The sequence below is a fragment of the Actinosynnema sp. NPDC037264 genome, from assembly GCF_055603705.1.
Window position 1 is genome coordinate 92,234 of sequence record NZ_JBVJVK010000028.1, and the last position, 14,304, is coordinate 106,537.

Sequence of the window (14,304 nt, forward strand, 5' to 3'; positions counted from 1 at the left end):
GTCAGCGGCGGCAGCCGAACCAGCTGTAGGCGAGCAGGCCGGTGCAGCCGAGCACGACCGCGGTGACGGTGGCCGAGGTGGTGCCGGGCGGTTGCACCGGCCAGGTCAGCAGGCGGCTGAGCCAGTGCTCGTCGCCGCGCGGGACGACGAGCGTGACGCCGGTCCAGCCGACCGGCAGCGCCCAGGCGGCACGGGGGCCGAACAGCAGCGCGCCCAGTGCCACCAGGCCGCCGAGGCCGACCACGTCGCGGAGCAGGAACGCGTCGGTGGCGATGGGGTCGGCGACGCGGCCGGCCACGAGCAGCAGCGCGAGGACGAACGTGCCGCCGAGCAGCAGGTGCGCGGCCCGGCGGGGCGGCCAGCCGAACGCGGCCGTGCGGTCGAGCTCCAGGTCGTGCGAGCCCAAGCCGGTCGCGACCGCGGCGACCCCGATGGCCGCGCCGAAGGCGGCCAACTGCGGGCTGCCGTGCGGCGGGGCGAGCGCGACGAGCCCGACCACCCCACCCACCACGGCCGCCGCCGACGCCGGCACCAACCGGGACCGGGCGTGCAGGACCAGCCACCGCGTCACAGGGCACCGCCCGTGAGGGTGGTCAGCGGGTCGCCGGAGCAGGCCGCCTGCACCTCGCGCGCCGCCTGGACGCGGGCCGCCTGCTCGGGCTCCGGCAGGGCGCGCAGGTGCTCCCAGGCGTCGGCGACCAGCCCGTCGGTCTCCTCGCCCAACCACAGCCGGTACACGGGCAGCGGTTCCAGGCGGCCCGTCAGCCACCCCGTCATCACCGTGCGGGCCGCGACCTCGCGCGTCACCGTCCTCGGGATGTGATCGCCGTAGCAGGTGCGCGTCCCGGCGCCGGCCAACCAGTAAGTCGTCACCTGGTCCGCCGTGAGCGGTGTGCGGCGGAAGTAGGTGAACTCGTCCAGGTCGACCCACACCGCGTCGGTCGCCTCCGGCAGGCGCAGGTCCCGCTCCCCGCGCTCCTCCAGCCCGACCTCCCGCACTGACGTGGGCGGCGACGGCAGCTTCGCCATCAACCGCAGCACCTCCCGCGCCGGCCCCGTCAACGCCGCCCGTTCGTGCTCGTGCGCCCGCGTCAGGCACAGCTGCTCGACGCAGATCAGCTCCGCGGCCACCGGATCGGCCTTGACGGCCTCCTCCGCCGTCGCGGGCAGCAACGGCACCGCGACCGCCGCCGCGACCAGCACCGGCAGCGCGCCCAGCCACCGCCGGCGCAGCGCCACCAGCAGGAACCCGGTCAGCGCGATCCCGACGAACCACACCGCCTGCACCGCGCTCACCGGACCGGGCACCGCCGCGAACACCGACCTCGGGAACGGCAGCGTCGGCAGCAATGCGGTCCACGGCAGACCGTCCCCCGGCCGGCCCACCCCCAGCGACGTCAACGCCAACCCGGCGACCGCCAGCACCGGTGGCGTCAACGGCGACGGCACCAGCCGGCCCAGACCCACGCCCAGCCACGCCACGCCGACCAGCGCCAGCGCGCCGACCAGGGCGGCCGGCAGCCAGCCCCAGTGGAAGTAGTCCGTCGCCGACACCACCTGCACCGCGCCGACCGCGAACACCACCGCGTACGCCACGACGATCCCGACCGCCACCGCGCCGAGCGTCCACCCGACCCGCTGGGCACGCGGCCGCGGCGTGGAGCCGAACAGCTCCTCCACCCCCGACCGCCGGTCGCGCAGGCCCTGCAACGCGCCCGCGCCGAGCGCCAACGGCCACGAGAACGCCAGCATGAACCGGATCCACTCGGCCAACGTCGTCCACTGCCGGTTCCACGCGGTGCTGCTCTTGGTCGACGGCCCCCAGAACAGCATGCCGACCATGACCACCGCGATCAGCGCGCCGAGCACCAACGCCGTGCTGCGCTTCACCTCGATCCCGAGGATCCTCACCACGCACCGCCCAGCAGCGCCGAGTAGCCGCGCTCGATCGGGCTGTCGCCGACGTCGTCCGGCCCGCCGGCCGCCGCCAGTTCGGCGGGCGTGCCCTGGAAGACCAGCTTGCCCGCGGAGACCAGCACCACGTCCGTGCACGCCGCCGCGACGTCCTCGACCAGGTGCGTCGACACGACCACGCACGAGTCGGAACCCAACTCCTGCAACAACTCCCGGAACCGGACCCGTTGGCCGGGGTCCAGCCCGGCGGTCGGCTCGTCGAGCAGCAGCACCTCGGGGTCGTTCACGATCGCCTGCGCGATGCCCGCCCGCCGCACCATGCCGCCGGACAGCGTCTTCAGCCGGTCGTCCGCGCGGTCGGCCAGCCCGACCCGTTCGACGGCCCGCTGCACCGCGCCGGGGACGTCCCGCTTCGGCATCTCCTTGAGCCACGCCATGTACTCGACGAACTCCCGCACCGTGAACCGCTTGTAGTACCCGAAGTCCTGCGGCAGGTAGCCGAGCGCGCGGCGCACCCGGCGCAGGTCCAGCCGCCCGGACACCGACGTGCCCAACACCTCCAACGTCCCCGACACGGGCCGCAGCACGGTCGCCAGCGACCGGATCAGCGTGGTCTTGCCCGCGCCGTTCGGCCCGAGCAGCCCGTGCACACCGCGGCCGAGCCGCAGGTCCAGCCCGTCCACCGCCATCGTCCGGCCGGCGCGCACGCGCAGACCCCTCGCCTCGACCTGCCAGGCGTACCCCGTCGGCGCGACTTCCGCCGCGCTCACCACACGTGCCACGAGCCCTCCCTCCGTCACAGCCGCGCGTAGGCCGCGGACCTGAAGAACACGGCGGCGGCGCCCCCGACGAGCACCGCCGCCCACACCGGCGCCGCGCCCGGCGCGAGCACACCGGGCACACCGCCGACGACCACCGCCGGACCGACCACCAGCACCGCCCACGCGCACGCGGCGGCCACGGCGGCCCGGCGCATCCCGATCACGCCGCCGAGCGCGAGCGTCACCGCGGTGACGCCGAGGCACGGCAGCAGCCAGTACGCGGGCGACGCGCCGGCCAGCCACCCGCCGAGGAGCAACGCCGGCAGCACGGCCACGAGCACCGCGAACGTGCGGCGCAACACCAGCTGCAGCCCGGCCCGTGGCGTGGAGACGACCAGTTCGTAGGCCGGGTCCATCCCCCGGGACCACGCCGCGGCCACGCCGAGCACGGGCACGATCGGCGCGATCAGCAGGACCGCGGACGACGCCGAGGGACCGGGCAGCCCGTCCAGCGACAACGCCGCCAGCACCACGAACGCCGTCATGGCCAGCCACGGCAGCAACGACGGCGTGGCCCACCGCGCGAGCCGGTGCCGTCGGTGGGCGGGCGGCCCGGCGGGCTCCAACCCGGCCCACACGGTCTCGGTCAACGCCGTGACCTGCGGCGGAGCCACGTCGGCCAGGCGCAGCCGGCACGTCTGGCACGTTTCCAGGTGCGCCTCGACCGCCCACAGCACGTCGGCGGGCAGGTCGTCACCGCCCGCGTAGCGGGCGATCGAGTCGGCACTCGGGTGCTCGTTCATGACAGCGCCTCCCGCATCGCGATCCGGGCCCGCCGGGCGCGGGTCTTCACGGTGCCCTCGGGCACCCCGAGCAGCACCGCGGTCTCGCGCACGGTCAGCCCGTCCAGCACCATCGCCTGCAACACCTGCCGCAGCTCCGGCGCCAGGTCGCGCAGCGCGCCGCCCACGTCGTCGCCCAGCGCGCCCGCCAGCACCTCGTCCTCGGCGGCGGGCGCGGCCGCGGTCTCGGCCACCGGCAGCGGCCGGGCCTGGTGCGCACGCCGGCGGAACGCGTCCACCAGCCGCCGTGCCGCGATCGTCCAGAGCCAGCCGACCGCCGTGCCGTCGACCGCCGCGCCCGCGAACGACCCCGCCGCCCGCCACACCGCCAGGTACGTCTCCTGCATGACCTCGGCCACGACCTGCTCGTCGGCGCACCGGCGGCGCAGGCGCACGGCCAGCCACGGCGACGTGCGGCGGTAGAGCTCCTCGAAGGCCGCGCGGTCGCCACGGGCCACCGCGCGCACCAACTGCTCCTCGTTCACACCCGGCAAGACGCCCCGCTCGCGGAAAAGGTTCTCGACTCAGTGTGAGCTGAGTCGCATCACGCGACGCTGAGCACCGTGTCTAACAGGTCGCGCAACGAGTCGTTCGAACTGGTCAGACTCTGCTCGCACGCGGCGGTGAACGCGACCCGGTCCAGCGTGTGCACCGCGACCCGCCAGCCCGCCTCCCGCGCCAGCTGGCGGAAGAACGCCCGCTGCGCGCGCCCGTTGCCCTCCCGGAACGGGTGCACGGCGTTGACCTCGGCGAAGTAGTGCGTGAACCGGTCCAGGAACGCCTCGCGCGGCAGGCCGCGCAGGTAGCGCTCCTTCTTCAGGTCGTCGAACACGCCGATCGCGTACGGCTCGATCTGCCGCCAGGCGGCGAACAAGGAGGACTTGCCGATGTTGACCCGCCGGAGCTCACCGGCCCACGGGTAGAAGTCGCCGAAGATGCGGCGGTGGAAGGCACGCAGGTGGGCGAGGTCGTACAGGCCGGGCAGGGGCGCCAGCGCGAGCTGCTCGACGCGCATCGTGCTCAGGCGCGTCTCGGCGAAATCGCACTCGATCGGGTCGGTCAGGCCCAGGTTGTTGCGCAGCACCCCGGACGCGGGGTCCAGGTAGGGGTCGTCGTCCACTACCGGCGCAGCGCCTCGATCTCCCTGGCGATCGCCTCGTCCGCGGTCAGCTCGCCGGCCGCGACGGCGCGCATCGTGGCCACCACGTCGTCCGGCACGTCCAGGCCCTCCAGCCGGGCGCTGCCGACGGCCTCGGCGATCGCCTCCTCGCCACCGCTGGTCAACCGGCGGAAGTAGCGGGCCATCACCTCGTGCGAGAGGGGTGCGCTGCTCGGCTCGGACTCGGCCAAGTCGCCGCGCGCGGCGCGCCACGGCTCCTCGTCGTGCGCCATGTCGCTCAACTCGTGCCTGCTGAAGTGCGCGTACCGCTCGACCACCGAACCGACGACGGCGCGTTCACGGTCGGTGAGCCGGTGCGGATCGCCCTCTTCCCACGCGCAGACCTCGGACTGGCCCTGGTGGCGGTAGTAGACGTCGGGCACCACGGGACCTCGCCGCCACGCCTCGATCCGGGCGTCGAACAGGGGTTCGCCGTGCTCGGCCAGGTACCACGCCTGGGCGTAGTAGAGGAGCTTCTGCAACTTCATCGGCGACTCGGGCCCGGTGCCGTCGAGCACGGCCGCGGCCACGTCGTGGACGTCCGCCATGCCACCTCCAGCGAGTGCTCTGAGCTGCGACTACTCATTCTACCGGAGATCGCGGCGGCGGTGGGCGCGCTGGGGTGGGTCAGCTCCGCCGGTCGCGCCGCCCGGTCAGGCCCAGCGCGGTCGCGCCGGACAGGAGCAGCGCGCCGCCGAGCACCAGCAGGCCGCGCACGGACGTGCCGGTGGCGGCCAGGTGGTGGTCGTCCTCCGGGAGGACGGCCGCCGGGTGGCTCGTGGTCGCGCTGGTCGCGCCGCCGGTCGTGGTGCCGGTCGTGGTGCCGGTGGTCGTCGCGCCTGTGGTGCTGGAGCCGGTGGTGGTGGAGCCGGTGGTGGTGGTCGTGGTGGTGGTCGTGGTCGTTGTGGTGGTGGTCGTGGTTGGGCTGGTGCGGCAGGTGGTGACGATGTCGTCGAACGGCGCGTAGTGGATCTCGCCGCCGCTGCCGCTGGTCTCACCGCCGTGCACGAGCGACTTGACCACCACCGCGCCCTCGATGTTGGACGGGCTCAGGTCGACCAGGGTGGCGTTCGGCGCGTAGATCGTGCCCCAGACCGTGGGCGAGCTCGGCGGCAGCGTGATCGTCCCGGACGTGGTGAAGTTCCACAGCACGTGCTGCGACGGCTCGTTGCCCTGCCAGCTCACGTTCGGCGGGTCGAAGGTGTAGTCGCCGGACACGTCGACGTTGATGATCAACCACGCGTCGTCGCCGGGTTGCAGGTAGCCGTTGCGCGGGTTGATGTTGTCCAGCGCGCTGAGCTGCTCCGGCGTCAGGGTCAGCACGTTCTGGCCCGGCTGCAGGCCGATCGTCGCGTTCGGGTCGGTGCCGTTCCAGGGGCCCTGGCCGTTCTGGTCGGTCAGCGTCACGGTGGACGGGCAGGCGAACATCTCCGCGTTGAGGCTCCGGTACGTCGTGAACAGCGAAGCGAAGTCGAACCCGCTCGCGCCGCCGACCGACTCGGCGGGCTCCGAGGTCTGGATCGAGACGCCCGGTGTGGTGCCCGGACCGGCGCCGTCGGGCACGACCCACGTCACGCCGCCGGACGGGATCACGTCCGCTCCGCTCAGGTCGCCGATCTTGGCGTAGGAGTTGTTGAGCACGCTGAGCGTGCCGGTGCTCCCGGCGAAGTCGATCGCGCCGCCGACCACGAAGCTGGTCGGTCGGGTGTCACCGGGCAGGACGTAGGTGCCCGCGTGGTTGAGCCCCGCGTTGTACTGCCGGAACCGGACGTCGCCGCCGACCGCCACCGGCCCCTCGGTCTCGTTCTCGTACAGCCCGGCGTCGCCCTCGACCAGCACGAGGAACCCGTGGCTCGGGTCGGCGTACACGTCACCCGGCGCGACCGGCCGCAGGGGGTTCACCTCGGCCAGGAGCCTCGGCTCGGCGCTGGGCGCCCAGGCGATCGCGACAACGGCGACGACGACCGCGGCGCCGACCGCGCCAACGCGACTGATCTGCATGTCCGGCTCCCGGTGAGGTCGATCCGCCACCCCACCGAGCAGCCAAGGGCAACTACCCGGACTCGGCACGCCGGCACGCTCGCGTTTCACCCGCCAGGGTGATCACCCGCGCGGATCGGACTCCCGGGACCCCCGAGTTCGACGCCCAATACCGACGACCACTAGTTCGTGAACCAGCCCAGCCGGCCGTCCGTCGTCACCAACGGCTCGCAGTGCCCGAGCCGGCCGCGGTGCTCCAGGGCCGTCGCGACCTGGTCCAGCATCTCGTCCAGGCTCGTCCACTCCGGTTTGAGCATCTCGCCCGCCTCGCGGTCCCACTCGACCACGCACCCCGACAGCACGCCCGGCCGCAGGTCGACCGCCAACGCGTCACCGCACCCGTCGAACGCGATCGGCAGCCACATCGGGTGGAACCCGGTCGTCGGCGTGCCCGCCTCGGTGGCGAGGTCCGCCGGCCAGAACCGCTCCTTCAACCGCCACGAGCGCAACGCGTTGGACGGACCGAGCGGTGTGTAGAACGGCGGCAGCACCTCCGCGAACGCCAAATCGGCGGTGCCACCGCACACCGCCCACCACGCGCGCAGGTCGGCGGGCGGCTCGAGGCCGCTCGCGACCGCCAACGCCTCGACCGCGGCGCTGTCCTCGGGGGGCACGAACGCCGATCCGGTCAAGGGGGCGTGGTGGTCGAGCCACGCCACAATCCGTTCCCAATGGCGCAAAACACCCACACACACATGATCAGGTGACGACACCGCCCGTGGTACCGCTCATCGGGGCAGGATCTCGCCGAACGCCGCACAACCCGCCGGCGGATGGGGCAGGATCGCGCTCGCACGGCACCAAAAGGGGGACGAGGGTGGAACGGGGTTTCGGCGTCGACACCGCGGCGCTGTCGGCGTACGGCAGCACGGCGGCGGGTCTGGCGAGCGAGGTCGGCGCGGTCGGCACGTCCACGTTGGCGGGCACGACGTCGTTGGCCGCGGGCAGCTTCGGCAAGATCGGCGACGAGGTCGGCCTCGGCGCGGCGTTCCAGCGAGCGGCACAGGCCCAAGTGGACGGTGTGGCCGCCGCGTCGGCCGGGTTGTCGGCGTTCGCCGCGGAGGTCGCGAAGACCGGCCAGGCGTACACCGAGCAGGAGGCGCGCACCAGCGCCGACCTCGACCGGGCGGCACAGGTCTGACGTGGACGTCGGCGGCTTCCTGGCGGCTCTGGTCCAGCCGATGAAGGACCACTTGGCCAAGCTGGAGGGCGACACCGGCGGCGCGACGGGCGCGGCCGAGGCGTTCGGGCGGGCGTCCACGGCGTTGACCGAGCTCGACGGCAGGCACACGGGCGCGGCGAACGCCGCGATGAGCCAGTGGTACGGGGAGAAGGCGAACGCGTTCCAGACCCGCGTCGCCGCGTTCTCCGGTGGCGTCGGCACGTTGGCGCGCAACGCGACGACCACCCAGCAGGCCGCCACCACGGCGGTGGACGCGGTGAACGCCGGCAAGACCGCGATCCAGGGCCTGATCGACGAGTTCACCGGCTGGGCGTGGCCCCGGCTGGCGGCGGCGGTCGCGGCGGGCGCGTTCGGCGGGATCGGCGCGGTGCTCGCGGTGGCGGCGGAGGTGACCGCGAAGGCCCGTGAGTACGAGGGCAGGACCGGTCAGGAGTTGGACAAGGTCCGCAACGAGCTGACGGCCGTCGTCGCGCAGTTGCAGGGCTTGGCGCACCCGAACTTCGCCGGGATCGGCGACCCGTTGGGCGTGGAGAGCGGTGGCGCCACGTCGACGTCGTCGGCCGGTGACGCGGGTGGCAGCGGCGGGTCGTCCTCCTCGTCCGGCGGTGGGTCGGGTGGCGGGTCCGGTGGCGGCGGTGGTGGCGGTGGTGGCGGTGGCGGTGGCGGTGGCGGTGGCGGTGGCGGTGAGCCCACCGGGCCGCGCCTGCCCGTGGCGATCCCGCCGCAGCCCGGCACCGGTGTCGGCGTGAACCTGCCCGACGGCAGCTCCGCCGAAGCGCCCAACGAGACCGCCGCACGCGCCGTGCGCAACGCGTTGTCCGCTCTGGGCACCCCGTACGTGTGGGGTGGCGCGAACCCGCCCCAGGGCACGGACTGCAGCGGCCTGACCCAGTGGGCGTACGGCGGCGCCGGGTTCGACATCCCGCGGCCCGCGTCGTCACAGGCGATGGGCGCGTCCGTGCCGCCGGACCAGCTGCTGCCCGGCGACCTGGTGGTGTGGGACGGGCACGTGGCCATGGTGATCGGCAACGGGCAGATGGTGGAGGCGGGCGACCCCGTGCAGGTCAACCCGATCCGCACGAGCAACAGCGGTATGGGCTTCATGGGCTTCTACCGACCGACCGGCTGAGACGGGCTGAGGACGTGGACGAGACGCAGCGGGCGGCCCGGCGGGTCGCCGACACCGAGCGGCAGGTCGTCGAGCACGCGGCCCGCACCGGCCCGGTGCTCGGCCGGGCGTCGTCACCCGACGGCGCGGTCACGGTCGTCGCCGCGCCCGGCGGGCCGCCGCAGGAGGTGCGGGTTTCGCCGTCGGCGTTGAACATGGGACCGCGGGCGCTGGCGGACGAGATCCTGCGCGTGTCGGCGCGGGCGTCCCGTGACGCGGCGTCGCGCCTGCACCGGACGGTGGAACGCGTGGTCGACCCGGCGGCGGTGCGGGCGTTGGCCGAGATCGGCTTCGAACGCGGTCCGGACGACGACGAGTTCGACGGCACGTACCTGAGGGAGTCGCGGTGACGCAGGAACAACGGCTCGCGGCGGCCGAGGGCCTGACCGAGGTGCTGGCCCGCACCACCGGCAGCGCCGAGCACCCGACCCGCCTGGCCCGCGCCACGGCGACCGCGTCGGGTGAGCTCAAGGCGCTCGACCTGCACCCGAACGCGTTGGCGCAGGGTCCGGACGCGGTCGGCAGGCTGGTCGTGGAGACGGCGCGGCTGGCCACGGACGCGGCGGTGCAGAAGAGCTACAACGAGTTGGCCAAGTCGTTGGGCGACAGCATGGCGATGGCGGTGGAGGCGTTCGCCGGGCCGCCGCCCTTGCAGACGGCGGGTGCGGCCCTTCGGTCGCAGGCGGAGTCGGCGGCGATCCCTCGGCCGGAGGCGGCCGTTCAGCCGCAGGCGGCCGTCCAGTCGCAGGTCACGCCGCCGGCGGCACACCGGCGGAGCGCGACCGGGACGCCTCCGCCGCCGTGGGCGGGACAGGTGAAGAGCCGCCCCGCGCCCCGCCCGCAACCCGAGGAAACGGACGACGACGACTACTTCGCGGACCCTTTCCGTGGTCAACGGCAGTAGTGCGTGATCGACCCCGTACTCTTGCCCCCGCATCGCAAAGGGGCATGGCGTGACCGGGAGGTCGGATGGCACAGGACATCGTCCCGATCGAGCTGGGGCTCACCCAGGGTGATGTCGTCACCCTGTGGGCCCCGCGCTGGCGGGAAGAGGGCGAGGAGTGGGAAGCCTTCCTCGGCCACGAGGAGGACCTGTACGCGTTCCCCGATGCCGCGCACTTGGCGGCGTTCGTGCGCAAGGCCGAAGAGCACGACCTGACCGACCACCCCGCGTGGCACGTCGTGCCCGCGCTGTCGGTCGGTGAGCTGTCGCCGGACGACAACCACCAGTTCGACCTGGTCGGCGTGCCCGAGCTGGTCTCCGAGGAGCCCGACACGTGGGTCATCGGCGAACTCGCCGACGTGATCTCCATCGTGCGGTCGCTGGCGGACGTCTGCGAGCTGGAGAAGGTGCACGAGGTCCTCGACTCGGCGGAGGGCTTCGCGCTGCTCCCGCAGGGCACGCTGCCGTTCACCGGCCGCGAGGGCCAGGCGTTGTGGACCGAGATCTCCCAGGTCGTCGCGGAGAAGTGGGACGAGGTGCTGGACGCGATCGACGAGGTCGTGACCACGCCGGAGGTCGACGAGACCACGCTCAAGGCCGCGCAGGACGAACTGGCCGAGTTCGAGGAGGCCAACGCGGCCGCCGCGGCCGCCGCGGAGGAGGACGAAGAGGAAGGCGACGAGCCGGTCGGCTTCTGGGGCGAGGTCGGCATCGACCCGATCAAGATCATCAGTGGCGCGGGCGAGTACTACACGCTGCGCTGCTACCTGGACGACCAGCCGGTCTTCCTCGGCCGCAAGGGCCGGATCGACGTGTTCGGGTCGCCGCGCGCGCTGGCCCGGTTCATCGTCGAGGCCGACGACAACGACCTGGCCGAGGTGTCGACCTGGGGCGAGCTGGTCACCAAGGCGACCGGCGGCGACCTGGAGGTCGAGGTCGACCCGGACAACGTCTACGTGCTCACGGGGCTGGACGAGGACATCGCCGACGGCCCGGACGCGATCGACCCCACGCAGCTCGACCTCGTGGTCGAACTGCTGGAGGACGCCGGCGAGTGGGCGAACGACGACACCGTGAAGGTCGCGCTGAACCAGTCCGAGCGGCTGGGGTGGCTGGTGTCGTACGTGCTCAAGCCGGACCCGACGCGGCTCGCGCCCAGCGCGCCGTTCGACGACGAGCAGGTGGCGTGGCGGACGCTCGTGGCGGCGTTCGAGGACCGGCTCAAGGTCCACTAAAGGCCGAGAGAGTCGAGTGAAAAGGCAGAGGTCGCGGGCAGCCATCGGAGCCCGCGACCTCTGCGTTTGTGCGACCACCGGTCTGTGCGACCACCGGTCTGTGCGACCACCGGTCTGTGCGACCACCGGTCTGTGCGACTACTGGTTCGTGCGACTAGTCCTGGGACAGAGCGGCGTAAGCCGGTTCGATGACGTCCTGGATCAGCGCGCGGCGCTCGTCGTGCGAGATGAACGCGGCCTTGGCGGCGTTGACGGTGAACTTGCGCAGGTCGTCCCAGCCGAAGCCGAAGTTCTCGACCACGGTGGCGAACTCGCCGGTCAGCGACACCATGCTCATCAGCCGGTTGTCGGTGTTCACGGTGACCCGGAAGCCGAGGTCGTGCATCCGCTTGATCGGGTGCTCGGCCAGCGACGCCACGGCGCCGGTGTGCACGTTCGACGTCGGGCACATCTCCAGCGCGATGCGCCGGTCGCGCACGTACGCGGCCAGCGGGCCGACCTCGTCGCCCTTGATGTCCTCGGCCAGCCGCACGCCGTGGCCCAGCCGCTCGGCGCCCGCGAGCTGCACGGCCTCCCAGGCCGACTCCGCGCCCGACGCCTCGGCGGCGTGGATGGTGAAGTGCGCGTTCTGCTGCCGCAGGTACTCGAACGCGGACAGCTCCTTGCTCGGCGGGAACCCGGCCTCCGGGCCCGCGATGTCGAAGCCGACCACGCCCGAGTCCCGGTAGCGGACCACGAGGTCGGCGATGCGCTGCCAACCGTCGTTCTGGCGCATGGCGCACAGCAGCGTGCCGACCCGGATGCGGCCGCCCGACGCGGCCTCGCCCTGGCGGAAGCCCTCCTGCACCGCCTCGACGGCCTGCTCCATGCTCAGGCCCTTGTCGGTGAACAGCTCCGGCGCGTAGCGGATCTCGGCGTACACGACGCCGTCGGCGGCGAGGTCCTGCACGGCCTCGGAGGCGACGCGCACCAGCGCGGACTCGTCCTGCATGACGCCGCACGTGTGCGCGAAGCCCTCCAGGTAACGGACCAGCGAGCCGGAGTTGGCGTTGTCGCGGAACCACTCGCCCAGCGCCACCGGGTCCGTGGTGGGCAAGCCCTGGTGGCCGCAGGCCTCGGCGAGTTCGATCACCGTCTGCGGGCGGAGGCCACCGTCGAGGTGGTCGTGCAGGAGCACCTTCGGCGCGCGGCGAAGGTCTTCCTGGGTAAGCGGGGTCGGCATGGGCGCCACCGTATACCGGTGACACGCCGTGTCGTTCGGAGCTGCGTTGATCAAGAACCGGTATGATCACCCCCACGTCACCCGGTGTGTTCAGAACCACTCGATCAGGTGCCGCTTTCGCTGTCGTGAACCCGTTGTGCAGTCGTGATGCAGAACTTTCCGCTACTGGTGACCGGGCTTTAGTCACTCACTCGGCGGATGCTCACACGGAGCAGTCACAGGCGCGCTGCCGGTTACGTTGGGGTAAGGTCGACAACTGTCACTCCAACGGAGTACACGCAAGGTCGATCCAGGCGGTCCCGGTCGGGGGGCGCTACTGCCCGCCGCCCCAACCTGGTTAGGCTCCCGGAGGTCTCCCCTCCCCTGGACGAAGGCACCCGAGCCGTGAACGAGAACAACAACTCCACGATGTCCTTCGATCGGATGCGCAACATGCTCACGCGCGCCGCGGAGATCCGTGAGAGCGAACAGCAGCAGATCTTCGACGCACTGGACGAGATCCACGCGCGGATGTCCCCGCTCGAGTCGCTGGGTTCCGTTCGCAAGCGCCTGTCCGAGCTGCCCGACCGGACCGAGGTCAGCGTGCTGGCCGAGCGGCTGGACGAGGCGCTGGCCAAGCTGGAGGCCCAGGACGCCGCCGTGCAGGGCATCGGTCGGGCCGTCGAGGGCCTGGTCGACAAGCTCGCCAAGCCGTTCGCGCAGCTCGACGGTCGGCTCGACGGGGTGACGGGTCGGTTCGAGGGCGTCGCCGGGCGGATGGACGGCCTGGAGGACAAGCTCTCCCACATCCACAAGCGCCTCGACGACCTCGACGGCCACCTGGACAAGCAGGACGGCAAGGTCGAGCAGGTGCCGGCCGCGGTGACCGGGCCGTTGCGCGAGCGCATCGAGGCGTTGGAGGCCGCGCTGCGCGGTCGCCTGGACGAGGTCGACGAGGGCGTGCACGAGCACCTCGACGGCACGCGTGAGGCGTTGCAGCGCTCGGTCACGGAGTCCGCGAACGGCCTGACCGGCAAGCTGGACGAGACCCGCGACAACGTCAACAGCACGCGGGACGGGCTGCACGCGGCGTTGACCGAGACGCGCGAGTCGCTCGTGGCGCAGTTGGCCGACACGCGCAGCACGATGACGGGCAAGCTGGACGAGGCCCGCGAAGCGCTGCACGCGGCGTTGGACGAGACCCGCGACCAGGTCGACGCGACCGACCGCCTGGAGGCGCTGGCGCAGCGCTTGGAGCAGGTGACGTCCCGGCTCGACACCATGGCGACCCGGCTCGACTCGGTCGAGGACGACTTCGCGTCGCGGCTCGGCGAGCTGTCCGGCGTGGTGGAGCAGGGCATCGCCAAGGTCGAGGGCACGCTGGCGACCCGGCCGGACGTCGACTCGCTGGCCGGCCTGGTGCGCAAGAGCAACCAGGAGTCGGAGCTGCGCATCGGCGGGCAGTTGGACGAGGCGATGGCGACGTTCGCCGAGCTGATCCTCGGCGGGGGTTCGCCCACGCCGCCCCCGCCGCCCACCGCGTTGCCGCGGCCTCAGCGGCGGACCCGGAAGAACGGGCCGAAGCCCGGGGAGAACCGGAACGTGGACGATGACGATCTGACGGCTGAGGGCGCCTGATCCGCTCCCGGTTGATCACGGTGTGGTGCCGCTGATCGCTTGTGAGCAGTAAACCGAGAAGGTCCGGTCCGTGATTGTGTGCGGGCCGGGCTTTTTTGTGTGCCGGTGGGTGGTTCGGCGGCGGGTCCGTTGTTGGTCGGGTTTCGGGGGGTCCCCCCCCCCCCCCCAACAAACTCGGACAAAAACACCCCCTCCGTGGTGGGGGATGGGGGGGGTGTGG

The 14,304-nt window shown here is 72.7% G+C and carries 16 protein-coding genes; 6 read left to right on the forward strand and 10 right to left on the reverse strand.

Annotated elements, in window-relative coordinates:
* Position 1: 1 nt before the first annotated feature.
* The 9 genes from ACZ7GX_RS26955 to ACZ7GX_RS26995 all read right to left on the reverse strand — a co-directional run bounded on the left by ACZ7GX_RS26955 (position 2) and on the right by ACZ7GX_RS26995 (position 7,348).
* Complete coding sequence (locus ACZ7GX_RS26955; protein ID WP_498780547.1) at positions 2-571, reverse strand: hypothetical protein; 570 nt, start codon at positions 569-571, stop codon at positions 2-4.
* Positions 568-1,911 (reverse strand): hypothetical protein, encoded by a 1,344-nt coding sequence (locus ACZ7GX_RS26960; RefSeq protein WP_498780548.1) that lies wholly within the window; start codon positions 1,909-1,911, stop codon positions 568-570. The genes ACZ7GX_RS26955 and ACZ7GX_RS26960 overlap by 4 nt, the downstream gene beginning before the upstream one ends.
* Positions 1,908-2,696, reverse strand: a complete 789-nt coding sequence (locus ACZ7GX_RS26965) for an ABC transporter ATP-binding protein (protein ID WP_498780550.1) — start codon at positions 2,694-2,696, stop codon at positions 1,908-1,910. The genes ACZ7GX_RS26960 and ACZ7GX_RS26965 overlap by 4 nt, the downstream gene beginning before the upstream one ends.
* A gap of 14 nt (positions 2,697-2,710) precedes the next feature.
* Positions 2,711-3,478 carry a zf-HC2 domain-containing protein gene (locus tag ACZ7GX_RS26970; protein WP_498780552.1) on the reverse strand — a complete coding sequence of 256 codons (768 nt, stop codon included), beginning with the start codon at positions 3,476-3,478 and terminating at the stop codon, positions 2,711-2,713.
* On the reverse strand, positions 3,475-4,002 hold the full coding sequence (locus ACZ7GX_RS26975) for an RNA polymerase sigma factor (RefSeq protein WP_230570390.1): 528 nt from the start codon (positions 4,000-4,002) through the stop codon (positions 3,475-3,477). The genes ACZ7GX_RS26970 and ACZ7GX_RS26975 overlap by 4 nt, the downstream gene beginning before the upstream one ends.
* A gap of 59 nt (positions 4,003-4,061) precedes the next feature.
* On the reverse strand, positions 4,062-4,637 hold the full coding sequence (locus ACZ7GX_RS26980; RefSeq protein WP_498780555.1) for a Fic/DOC family protein: 576 nt from the start codon (positions 4,635-4,637) through the stop codon (positions 4,062-4,064).
* On the reverse strand, positions 4,637-5,224 hold the full coding sequence (locus ACZ7GX_RS26985; protein ID WP_498780557.1) for a type II toxin-antitoxin system antitoxin SocA domain-containing protein: 588 nt from the start codon (positions 5,222-5,224) through the stop codon (positions 4,637-4,639). The genes ACZ7GX_RS26980 and ACZ7GX_RS26985 overlap by 1 nt, the downstream gene beginning before the upstream one ends.
* A 79-nt stretch (positions 5,225-5,303) precedes the next feature.
* Entirely contained in the window at positions 5,304-6,677 is a 1,374-nt protein-coding gene (locus ACZ7GX_RS26990; protein ID WP_498780558.1) for a collagen-binding domain-containing protein, read from the reverse strand.
* Between the two features lie 161 nt (positions 6,678-6,838).
* Entirely contained in the window at positions 6,839-7,348 is a 510-nt protein-coding gene (locus tag ACZ7GX_RS26995; RefSeq protein ID WP_498780559.1) for an SMI1/KNR4 family protein, read from the reverse strand.
* 185 nt (positions 7,349-7,533) lie between these two features.
* Between ACZ7GX_RS26995 and ACZ7GX_RS27000 the strand changes: the two genes are divergently transcribed.
* The 5 genes from ACZ7GX_RS27000 to ACZ7GX_RS27020 all read left to right on the forward strand — a co-directional run bounded on the left by ACZ7GX_RS27000 (position 7,534) and on the right by ACZ7GX_RS27020 (position 11,245).
* The gene (locus ACZ7GX_RS27000) at positions 7,534-7,857 is read left to right on the forward strand and encodes a hypothetical protein (RefSeq protein WP_498780560.1); all 324 of its coding nucleotides are present in this window, start codon (positions 7,534-7,536) and stop codon (positions 7,855-7,857) included.
* Position 7,858: 1 nt separating this feature from the next.
* Positions 7,859-9,028, forward strand: coding sequence for a C40 family peptidase (locus tag ACZ7GX_RS27005; protein ID WP_498780562.1), 1,170 nt, complete (start codon positions 7,859-7,861; stop codon positions 9,026-9,028).
* A gap of 14 nt (positions 9,029-9,042) precedes the next feature.
* Positions 9,043-9,417 (forward strand): YbaB/EbfC family nucleoid-associated protein, encoded by a 375-nt coding sequence (locus ACZ7GX_RS27010; protein WP_498780564.1) that lies wholly within the window; start codon positions 9,043-9,045, stop codon positions 9,415-9,417.
* Positions 9,414-9,971, forward strand: a complete 558-nt coding sequence (locus tag ACZ7GX_RS27015; protein ID WP_498780565.1) for a YbaB/EbfC family nucleoid-associated protein — start codon at positions 9,414-9,416, stop codon at positions 9,969-9,971. Before ACZ7GX_RS27010 ends, ACZ7GX_RS27015 begins: the two co-directional genes overlap by 4 nt.
* A gap of 65 nt (positions 9,972-10,036) precedes the next feature.
* Entirely contained in the window at positions 10,037-11,245 is a 1,209-nt protein-coding gene (locus ACZ7GX_RS27020) for a SatS C-terminal domain-containing protein (protein WP_498780567.1), read from the forward strand.
* Between the two features lie 154 nt (positions 11,246-11,399).
* On the opposite strand, the gene ACZ7GX_RS27025 is transcribed toward ACZ7GX_RS27020, so the two are convergent.
* Positions 11,400-12,467, reverse strand: coding sequence for an adenosine deaminase (locus ACZ7GX_RS27025; RefSeq protein WP_498780568.1), 1,068 nt, complete (start codon positions 12,465-12,467; stop codon positions 11,400-11,402).
* Positions 12,468-12,875: 408 nt separating this feature from the next.
* Here ACZ7GX_RS27025 and ACZ7GX_RS27030 point away from each other — a divergent pair, with 408 nt between their 5' ends.
* The gene (locus ACZ7GX_RS27030) at positions 12,876-14,084 is read left to right on the forward strand and encodes a hypothetical protein (protein ID WP_498780570.1); all 1,209 of its coding nucleotides are present in this window, start codon (positions 12,876-12,878) and stop codon (positions 14,082-14,084) included.
* Positions 14,085-14,304: the final 220 nt, after the last annotated feature.

Bases quoted from the DNA above. Each gene is read 5' to 3' on its own strand.
- ACZ7GX_RS26970 (WP_498780552.1), bottom strand. From the start codon at position 3,478: ATGAACGAGCACCCGAGTGCCGACTCGATCGCCCGCTACGCGGGCGGT.
- ACZ7GX_RS26985 (WP_498780557.1), bottom strand. From the start codon at position 5,224: ATGGCGGACGTCCACGACGTGGCCGCGGCCGTGCTCGACGGCACCGGG.
- ACZ7GX_RS26990 (WP_498780558.1), bottom strand. From the start codon at position 6,677: ATGCAGATCAGTCGCGTTGGCGCGGTCGGCGCCGCGGTCGTCGTCGCC.
- ACZ7GX_RS27020 (WP_498780567.1), top strand. From the start codon at position 10,037: ATGGCACAGGACATCGTCCCGATCGAGCTGGGGCTCACCCAGGGTGAT.
- ACZ7GX_RS27025 (WP_498780568.1), bottom strand. From the start codon at position 12,467: ATGCCGACCCCGCTTACCCAGGAAGACCTTCGCCGCGCGCCGAAGGTG.
- ACZ7GX_RS27030 (WP_498780570.1), top strand. From the start codon at position 12,876: ATGTCCTTCGATCGGATGCGCAACATGCTCACGCGCGCCGCGGAGATC.